The organism is Acinetobacter uliginosus, from assembly GCF_044130295.1.
GTDB lineage: Bacteria > Pseudomonadota > Gammaproteobacteria > Pseudomonadales > Moraxellaceae > Acinetobacter.
In genome coordinates this window covers 1-9,073 of record NZ_JBIQOC010000011.1, presented here as the reverse complement: position 1 = coordinate 9,073, position 9,073 = coordinate 1, and the positions used below count along the sequence as shown (strand labels likewise).

Annotated in this window: 8 protein-coding genes and 1 pseudogene; 7 read left to right on the top strand and 2 right to left on the bottom strand. The window is 41.3% G+C overall.

All coding sequences use genetic code 11. The features are described from left to right. Window positions 1–66 precede the first annotated feature (66 nt). Window positions 67–1,008: a hypothetical protein gene (locus tag ACE01T_RS03920; RefSeq protein WP_395518786.1), complete on the bottom strand. Its 942-nt coding sequence runs from the start codon at window positions 1,006–1,008 to the stop codon at window positions 67–69. Window positions 1,009–1,106: 98 nt separating this feature from the next. On the opposite strand from ACE01T_RS03920, the pseudogene ACE01T_RS03915 reads away from it, so the two are divergent. The 7 genes and pseudogenes from ACE01T_RS03915 to ACE01T_RS03885 form a co-directional block, all read left to right on the top strand. Continuing rightward, window positions 1,107–1,505 (top strand): annotated as a pseudogene (locus tag ACE01T_RS03915) (alpha/beta hydrolase-fold protein); the annotation flags it as partial. A 447-nt stretch (window positions 1,506–1,952) separates the two neighbouring features. Next, window positions 1,953–2,639 carry a ribulose-phosphate 3-epimerase gene (gene rpe, locus ACE01T_RS03910; RefSeq protein ID WP_166171048.1) on the top strand — a complete coding sequence of 229 codons (687 nt, stop codon included), beginning with the start codon at window positions 1,953–1,955 and terminating at the stop codon, window positions 2,637–2,639. Window positions 2,640–3,033: 394 nt separating this feature from the next. After that, complete coding sequence (locus ACE01T_RS03905; protein ID WP_349928788.1) at window positions 3,034–3,489, top strand: hypothetical protein; 456 nt, start codon at window positions 3,034–3,036, stop codon at window positions 3,487–3,489. Between the two features lie 44 nt (window positions 3,490–3,533). After that, complete coding sequence (locus ACE01T_RS03900) at window positions 3,534–5,507, top strand: multicopper oxidase domain-containing protein (RefSeq protein ID WP_395518785.1); 1,974 nt, start codon at window positions 3,534–3,536, stop codon at window positions 5,505–5,507. After that, window positions 5,494–6,408 (top strand): copper resistance protein B, encoded by a 915-nt coding sequence (locus ACE01T_RS03895; protein ID WP_395518784.1) that lies wholly within the window; start codon window positions 5,494–5,496, stop codon window positions 6,406–6,408. The genes ACE01T_RS03900 and ACE01T_RS03895 overlap by 14 nt, the downstream gene beginning before the upstream one ends. A gap of 236 nt (window positions 6,409–6,644) precedes the next feature. After that, complete coding sequence (sugE, locus tag ACE01T_RS03890; RefSeq protein ID WP_180174918.1) at window positions 6,645–6,962, top strand: quaternary ammonium compound efflux SMR transporter SugE; 318 nt, start codon at window positions 6,645–6,647, stop codon at window positions 6,960–6,962. Between the two features lie 35 nt (window positions 6,963–6,997). Beyond that, window positions 6,998–7,477 (top strand): methylated-DNA--[protein]-cysteine S-methyltransferase, encoded by a 480-nt coding sequence (locus ACE01T_RS03885; RefSeq protein ID WP_180042518.1) that lies wholly within the window; start codon window positions 6,998–7,000, stop codon window positions 7,475–7,477. 371 nt (window positions 7,478–7,848) lie between these two features. Here ACE01T_RS03885 and ACE01T_RS03880 read toward each other — a convergent pair whose 3' ends face one another. Further along, the gene (locus ACE01T_RS03880; RefSeq protein ID WP_180042517.1) at window positions 7,849–8,784 is read right to left on the bottom strand and encodes a tRNA dihydrouridine synthase; all 936 of its coding nucleotides are present in this window, start codon (window positions 8,782–8,784) and stop codon (window positions 7,849–7,851) included. Window positions 8,785–9,073: the final 289 nt, after the last annotated feature.

The window sequence follows — 9,073 nt, the reverse complement described above, 5'->3', positions numbered from 1 at the left end:
CTTGGTCTACGTGCCATAAAATACTCCATATATTGATGTTTATAACATCATTTGAGGAGCAGAATATCACTTATAGGAGTTGTTCAAATTTCCGGATCCATCTCTTATCTCTTCGATCAACCATGTAGGTACTTTTAAGTTTTGTTCATAGCAACCTTTTGTATCTATAAATGATTTTCCACCGACTCTAATGGTGTAGGTATCATCAGCACTATTAGGCTTCTGTTTGGTAATTAAATTTTTTATATGAAAAGCTCTAAAAGTACATATCGTTTGTAATCTTGCACCGGTATATAAAGCCATATAACAAATAAGTTGAAATTCCCTTGTCGTGTATTGTTCTAAATACCGGAGAAAAATATTTTTTTCATTTGGTGTAAGCGGATGAAGTCTTCCACCATCGATGATTTCATCACCATATGATGGGCGAGGGCTATGTCTAATTTTTAGATTTGAACTATCGACCTGCTTTTTATAAATATCACCTGTCGATGAAACGCAAGATACATAGGTCTTAATTTTTTCATACGGCCTATTTTTTAATTCTTCGAGTGTAAAGACATTTTCTGAAATTAAGAAATCATAGAAACGTAATATTCTATTCATTCTCTGACGTGCGGTACTTGGTGAAATTAAGCCTAGTCGAATTCTTTGTAGAAGTGATGTATGAAATTGATAAGTGACTCTTTTTTCAGCTTTAGGAGGTAAATATAAAATGTCTAATTCTGTATGCTCAAGAAATCTCAGAAAGTCTATAAGATCGGAAGCAACCGATTCTAACAATGCTGTGCTCTTCCTTTGAGCTATAAGTAAATTGTTCAGATAGATAGAAGCAAAGTGCCAAACAGTATTATCACTTTTGATTAAAGATGGGAATCGCGGACAATAAATGCTTTCCGTTTGTTCAAAGCTATCAGTTACAGAATCAAAATATGTTGGGCGATATTCCGTAATAAAGTTGATATGAGCTTGTGAATTTAGGAAATAAGACTGTGATTTATTACGCATGTTCCCTTTCTCTAACAATGTTGTGTATTTACAAATTGCTATAAATTCCATATGGTTTTCACAGCACGTTGTAGAAGCATACTACACAAAGTACATTGTCCATGGGCGGACATGGTGCGCTGACACTGGCATTTAAATACCCGGAAAAATTTAAATCGGTATCCGCTTTTGCTCCGATTTGCGCGCCGAGCCAATGTCCGTGGGGTGAGAAAGCCTTTTCTAATTATTTAGGTGCTGACCAGACAGAATGGAAAAAGCATGATGCAACGGCTCTGGTTCAGTCTAAAGGTGCCTTGTTTCAGGAGATTCTGATTGATCAGGGTGCTAAGGACCAGTTCTATAGCCAGCTGAATCCGGCCTTATTCAAACAGGCCTGTGCCGAAGCAGGTCAGTCCCTGACCTTGCGTGAACATGTCGGTTATGATCATGGTTATTACTTTATTCAGACCTTTATGGATGACCATCTGCAGTTTCATGCGGTACAACTTGATGTATAACCTCTGATTGAGCAGCAAATTTATTCAAAAAACAGGGAGCTATAACAGCCACTACTGTCCCATAATTTAAATTTTATTTCAGCACCGAATCAATATGATGACATTTTATATTAAAGCAAATCATATTTAATTTTTTCACAGCCTTGTCCTTTCTTTAAAAGTTTAAGTAACTTTGTGTAGGCTGAACCCTACTTTTGACAGACCAAAAGTAGGCAAAAGTCTTTATTCCCCATACACGACATCCTGTCGTGATGGGGAATGTGTGGCATCCTTGCCACACTCACAAATCTAACACCTGCAATTCAACTATGGGACAGCAGTGCTATAAAAGCTCCTTATTTTTTTTGCTGTCATCAATGCCTGAATAAACAGGATTGACTCACAGCACTAAGATGCAATTTGTTATAATGTGAAAAATCAATTCAAATGCATAGCCAGGTTCTCTCCATGTCCAAGCCATATCTAATTGCACCTTCCATTCTATCTGCCGACTTTGCCCGTTTAGGTGAAGAAGTTGAAAATGTGCTTGCAGCAGGTGCCGATGTCGTACACTTTGATGTCATGGATAACCATTACGTACCAAACCTGACTTTTGGCGCAGGTGTGTGTAAGGCATTAAAAAAATACGGGATTCAGGCACCGATTGATGTGCATCTGATGGTGTCGCCGGTAGACCGTATGATTGGCGATTTCCTGGAAGCGGGTGCTGACATTATTACTTTTCACCCAGAAGCGACGGATCATATTGACCGTTCTTTACAGTTAATTAAATCGGGTGGTGCCAAAGCTGGTCTGGTGTTTAATCCGGCCACACCATTGCATTACTTGGATTATGTGCTGGACAAAGTTGATCAAATTTTGTTGATGAGTGTTAACCCGGGCTTTGGCGGTCAGAAATTTATTCCCATGACTTTGGATAAACTACGTCAAGCACGCAAAATTATTGATGCCTCGGGTCGTGACATCCGTTTGGAAGTGGATGGTGGGGTGACACCAGCCAATATTCGCGAAATTGCAGAAGCCGGTGCAGATATGTTTGTTGCCGGTTCTGCTATTTTTGGCAAGCCGGATTATCAAGCTGTCATTGATGAAATGCGTTCAGAACTGGCAAAAGTAGGCTCAGTTAATCTCTAATAATCTACAATTAATGATTGCTAAGTTGTGGATAACCTTATGGATAACCGTATGGATATCTGTGTAGATAACTGTATGGATAACTTGATTAGTTTATAAACAATTGTAGATCAATAGTTTAATAATTAGACGTTAAATATATAAAAAGGACTCAAATGAGTCCTTTTTTAGCTTGTTAAGCTATTAAAAAATATGATGCTTTATTCATCGGTGCTTAAAAATAAAACTGTTTAAAAAATAACTTTATTGTTTAAGTTGGCATTATTTAACCGGACTTGACACTGTTTAGCATAAATTTAAAAATTGTGTATAACTTGTATCGTGCATATGATGTTAGACTGAAATCAAAATAACATGATTTATCTTTTATTGTGGATTGGCTAAGGACAATACTGTGCTCACTTCATTACGCAAACAGGCTTGGTTTGTGTTCCTGATGGTTTTTGCCATCGGGTGGAGCAATGCTGTCTTGGCATTTGAACAGCCGATGCATCAGCAAATGATGAGTGAATTGGCGATTCAGCATGAAGATAAAATGCCTATGGCGGCCATGTCAGGTTGTCATGATTCAGCCAATACTCAACCGCATATACAGCAGCATCCTGTCGAACAGGTAAACGTGTCCCATGATCTGGATTGTCATCAGGGCATGAGCGATCAACAGCAACATTTCAGTTGTAATGATTGCCTACAGTTGCATTGTCAAAGTCTAGGCACCTGGCTGGATGCGCAAAGTCCGAGTTTTGCCAATTTAAATCCTGTTCCCGAACATCCACAGCTGAATTTTGCTTATTCCGCCCAGCATTTAAGCGGTTTCTGGCAGCAGATTTTACGTCCCCCTAAAGCTTGACCGTGATTTAAAAAACTTTTTATTTTTAAATTATAGGTTTAGTCATGTCTATACAATTAAGTCAAAGCCTCGTGATTGGGGTGTGTTTAGTGTCATCATCGTGGACGTTTGCTGCGGTCAAAGAATATCACCTGAATATTGATGAACAGAGTGTGAATATCACTGGAAAGTCCTTAAAACGGATTACCGTAAATGGTCAATTTCCAGCACCCCTTCTGGAATTTGAAGAAGGCGATGATGCCGTTATTCATGTGCATAACAATCTGAAAAACAAGGATAGCTCTATTCACTGGCATGGTTTATTGCTGCCGGGACTGATGGATGGGGTGCCGGGTTTTAACCAGTTTCAAGGGATTAAACCACAGGCGGATTTTGTCTATCGTTTCAAGGTGCGGCAAAATGGCACCTACTGGTATCACGCGCATTCCAAAGGACAGGAACAGGACGGTTTATATGGCGCTCTGGTGATTTATCCGAAAGGGAAAAAGTCGCTAGCAGCGCATGAACAGGCTGATCGTGATTATGTGGTGATGCTGTCCGATTTTCATCAGTCCAGCAGTGACCAGATTCAGAAGAACCTGAAAAAGTCGGCTGAATACTATCAAAATCGGCGTGAAACTGTGGTTGACGTGTTGAAACAAGTTAAGCGTGATGGACTCAAAAGTACCTGGCAAGATCGTTCCATGTGGAATCAGATGCGCATGCTGAAAACCGATTTGTCTGATGTCACCGGTTATACTTTCCTGATCAATGGCAAAACGCCAGAGCAAAACTGGACGGGCATGTTCAAGCCAAATGAAAAAGTCCGTTTACGTTTTATCAATGCTTCAGCCATGTCTTTTTATGATGTGCGTATTCCAGACTTGAAGATGACCGTGATCAGTGCTGATGGCCAGCCCGTGCAACCGGTACCTGTCGATGAGTTTCGTATAGGCACTGCAGAAACTTATGATGTGATGGTTGAAACGAAAGATAATCATTATCAGATTGAAGCTGAATCTATTGACCGCAGCGGGTTTGCGATTGGTTCATTGCATAATGAAAATTCTCCAGGGACACATGTGATTCACATGCCTAAGCCGCGTCCACGTGCATTACTTACGATGGAAGATATGGGGCATGGTTCTGCATCCAGTGATCATGCCAACCATGCTGAGATGAATGATGGTCAGAGTAGTACAAATCAAAGCCGTGCCAGCGCAATGAAACATCAAGTGATGGATCATTCGTCAATGGATCATTCATCCATGCTACATGACATGGATGCAATGAATCATTCATCCATGCCACATGATATGGCTGCAATGGATCATCAAGCCATGGAGCATACTCAAATGAGTCATGCTGCCATGCACGACCATTCGCAAGATGCGACTCAACAATACGCTATACCACCAGCAGCAAAACCTGAGTCTGATCAACAGCATGAGCAAAGCCATACAACGCATCGTATAGAACAACCATCTTCAGATAATAAGGCGCCTGTAGTTTATGGCTGGGCCAATGCATCTACACCCACAGGGCATAAGGCACTGCAATATAGTGATTTGAAATCACTTACTCCACAGCCTGATACCCGTCCGGCAGAGAGAGAGCTGGAAGTGCGTTTGGGCGGCAACATGGAGCGTTATATCTGGACCATCAATGGCAAGAAATTTACTGAAGTTGAACCGCTACAGGTGAAATATGGCGAACGTATCCGGCTGAAATTTATTAATGACAGCATGATGGCGCATCCGATGCATCTGCATGGCATGTTTATGCAGCTGGAAAATGGGCAAAGTAGCGCCAATATGCCGAATAAACACACCCTGATTGTGCCACCGGGTAAAACGGTAACGGCATTACTGACCGCTGATGAATTGGGAGAATGGGCGATTCATTGTCATCTGCTCTATCACATGTCGTCGGGCATGATGAGTAAACTAGTGGTGGCCAATGTGGATGGAAATAAAACGCTAGCTTCACTTGTTACGCCGGCTCAAGTTCAGCAAGGAGACTCACATGCGCATCATTAATCACTTTGCAATGAGTACATTGAGTGTCTCATTCCTGTTGCTCTCTGGACCAAGTTTTGCACAACCAAGTCATCAAACCATGTTGATGGCGGAAGTGCAGACGTCACCACAGGATGAAATGCCAGCTGACCATTCACAGCATCATGTCGTGTCAACTACAGCTCAAACACCTGTTGAAGCAAAACAGACACCCTCTGTACAGGATGAAAATACGAACGCAAACGATGCTGCATTTGCCGAGCATATCAAGGAACATGGTGGGCAGATGTATCAGCAAACCACGGTTGAAAGTCGCTGGTTACGCAATAATGATGGAAACGGGGTTCTAAAATCGGAACTGGAAACCAGTATCGGCACAGATGAAAACAAGGTTTTTATCAAAGTGCATGCCGATGATGCTGAATCACAGCAAGCGGAATATGATGTCAAAATGTTATACAGTCGCAATGTTACCGATTTTTGGGATGTGCAGGCCGGTCTACGTTATCGCAATGACCAGAATCGGGAAGTCGATCAGGATCAGGTCGATGCCGTGATTGGGGTACATGGGTTGGCACCGTATTTCTTTGAAACCAATGCTTATTTATATGTGGGTCAGGATAATCAAACGTCTTTGAGCCTGGAAACCGAACGCGATGTGCTACTGACGCAAAAGCTGATTGTTAAGCCTTATCTGGATTTGAATGTGATATTGAGTGATGCCTCCAGCTATGCGCAAAAGACTGGTTTAAGTACGGCACAATTAGGCCTGGAAATGCGTTATGAAATCAATAAAAAAGTCATGCCTTTTATTGATGTGGCCTATGGATATAAACAGGGGCATGAACAGACGGATTGGCAAGCAGAATCAGCATCTGATCAGGAATGGTTGTATGGTGCCGGGATACGTTTTAAATTTTAGTTTGATGTGATGATTCAGAAAATCCGACTGGTTTAGGCCAGTCGGATTTTATTCGCACTTTTAAGGTGAGTAATTGGTCAAAAAATGTAAAACAAGCACCTGTTTAGCTCAATTATTTATATAATTATCTAATAAGTTATAGGAGGAACGACCTCCCTTGGTGCAATCAGATTGATTGTTGCACTGAGAAAATTCGTCAGGACGACCTGACTCGCATCTAATGGAGCATCGTCGTCATGGCTTGGGTAATTCTGGTTTTAGCCGGTCTTTTTGAAATTGTCTGGGCCTATGCCATGAAACTTTCTGAAGGTTTCACCCGTCTCACACCGAGTATTATTACCCTGGTTTTCATGATTTTAAGTTTTGCTTTACTGGCCCATGCTATGCGCACTTTGCCACTGGGTACAGCCTATACCATCTGGACCGGAATTGGTGCAGTGGGTTCTTTTCTGGTCGGGGTGTTTATTTTGGGTGAGCCTGCATCGGCGATGCGGATGCTCGCTGCGGTACTGATTATTTCTGGATTAGTGCTGATGAAACTGTCATCATCATAAAATCCTAAGCAATGCTTTTATTACAGGAGAAGATGATGAAACTGGCATTTATGGAAATGACTTCTCCTGTCGGTACTTTAAAACTGGTGGCCAATGACACAGCTTTGGTGGCGGTACTTTGGGAAAATGAAAATCCTAAACGGGTGCGTTTAGCCGAACTGATTGAACAGGTTCATCATCCAATTTTATTGGAAACCCAAAAGCAGTTAACAGAATATTTCGCGGGAAAACGGCAGCAGTTTGATTTGCCTCTAGATTTTGAAGGTACTGAATTTCAGAAGAAAGTCTGGCAAGCTTTGCTGACCATTCCCTTTGGAGAGACCCGTAGTTATCGCGATATTGCCGAGCAAATTGGCAATGTCAAAGCGGTTCGTGCTGTGGGTGCAGCCAATGGTAAAAACCCCATCTCCATTATTGCGCCGTGTCATCGTGTGGTCGGAGCAAATGGTAAACTGGTGGGTTTTGCCGGTGGGCTGGAAAATAAAGAGATTTTGTTAAAAATTGAACAAAGTTAATAATACTAGATTTCTTTTATAAATCATTTTTTGATGACTGAAAATTATTTGTAGTGTCAAAATTAAAAAATAGAATTTTGCAGGTACTGGATTTATGAGTATGGCATGGATGCCATACGTTTCCCATCACGACAGGGAAGTTGTGTATGGGAAACAAAAGGTTTTTGTCTACTTTTGACCTTTCAAAAGTAGAAAGATTGCCTACGCAAAGGCATTAAAATGAATCCAATTAAATGAGGCCGTGCTGATTTTAAAAAATTGAATTTTTGGAAAAATCATGGAAAATCAATCGAGTGCATGTGGAAAATTTAAAACAGTGTAAAGAAAGTAGCTAAATAAAAAAGCCTTTGAATATTCAAAGGTTTTTGACTTTAATGCTTGGAAACATTTAATTTTTCAATGATTTCAGCCAAGCCTTTAATCCGTTTGACCTCGTTCCACAATTCTTTAGCTTCAGGATAATGTTTGGACATCATGCCGAGCCACTGTTTATAGCGTCCCACCATATTCACTTCTTTTTTATAGGGACCATTCAGGAAACGAATTTGCAAAGCCAATAATTCATTCCAGGTGATCAAGGCTTCGTCAGTATTCTGACGGATACATTGGGTGATATCCGGTGTGGTTACAGCAGCTCGGCCAATCATCAAATCTTCACAGCCAGATTCAAGTTGGCATTGTTTGGCATCTGCATTGGTCCAAATTTCACCATTGGCAATGACATTGATGTTTAAGGCTTCACGAATCGGTTGCAACTGATCCCAAAATGCAGGAGGGGTATAGCCTTCCGCCTTGGTACGTGCATGCACTGTGACCCAGGCAGCACCAGCATCCTCAATGGCATGAGCATTTTCCAGGGTAAATTTTCTGTCCATATAGCCTAAGCGCATTTTGGCAGAAACCGGAATATGTTTAGGTACTGCATCACGCACAGCCTTGACAAGCAGATGTACCACGTCGGGTTCATCCAGCAGCACTGAACCGCCACGGTGACGATTAACCGTTTTTGCAGGGCAACCGAAATTCATATCAATGGCAGGAGCACCCAGCTCCACGGCACGAATGGCATTGGCTGCCAGCATTTCAGGATTATTTCCTAAAAACTGTACATGCACAGGTGTGCCAGCAGCGGTTTTACCCTCATTGAGGAGTTCCGGGCAGTAATTATGATAGACATGATCGGGAAGCACTGAATCGGTGACACGAATGAACTCGGTTACACACCAGTCAAAGCTGCCCACAGACGTGAGTACATCACGCATAATGGGGTCTGTTAAGCCTTCCATGGGTGCAAGGATGAGTTTCACAGTGATGTCTACCCGTTAAATTTGAAAAACGGTGTTATACGTTTTTTTATGCATGCTGTCTAGGAAAAGGTCTTTGAAATATTGTAGTGTGAGATAGGTCTTAACCCTTATATTTCGTATTGTTATTCCTAAGTAGAAATATCCTGTTTTTAACTGCAAGAGTCAAAAACAGGATTTAAATCTCTTTGTTAGACATAGTGATCAACATATCAAATGCATATTCAATCCATGATTTTGATGTATACCATAGACTAGACATTTTAATTAATAAGAATACAGATACTTTAAA

What these genes read in the sequence shown, in the direction of transcription:
- ACE01T_RS03920 (WP_395518786.1), bottom strand. Translation starts at nt 1,008, where the DNA reads ATGCGTAATAAATCACAGTCTTATTTCCTAAATTCACAAGCTCATATC.
- ACE01T_RS03885 (WP_180042518.1), top strand. Translation starts at nt 6,998, where the DNA reads ATGAAACTGGCATTTATGGAAATGACTTCTCCTGTCGGTACTTTAAAA.
- sugE (WP_180174918.1), top strand. Translation starts at nt 6,645, where the DNA reads ATGGCTTGGGTAATTCTGGTTTTAGCCGGTCTTTTTGAAATTGTCTGG.
- ACE01T_RS03895 (WP_395518784.1), top strand. Translation starts at nt 5,494, where the DNA reads ATGCGCATCATTAATCACTTTGCAATGAGTACATTGAGTGTCTCATTC.
- rpe (WP_166171048.1), top strand. Translation starts at nt 1,953, where the DNA reads ATGTCCAAGCCATATCTAATTGCACCTTCCATTCTATCTGCCGACTTT.
- ACE01T_RS03900 (WP_395518785.1), top strand. Translation starts at nt 3,534, where the DNA reads ATGTCTATACAATTAAGTCAAAGCCTCGTGATTGGGGTGTGTTTAGTG.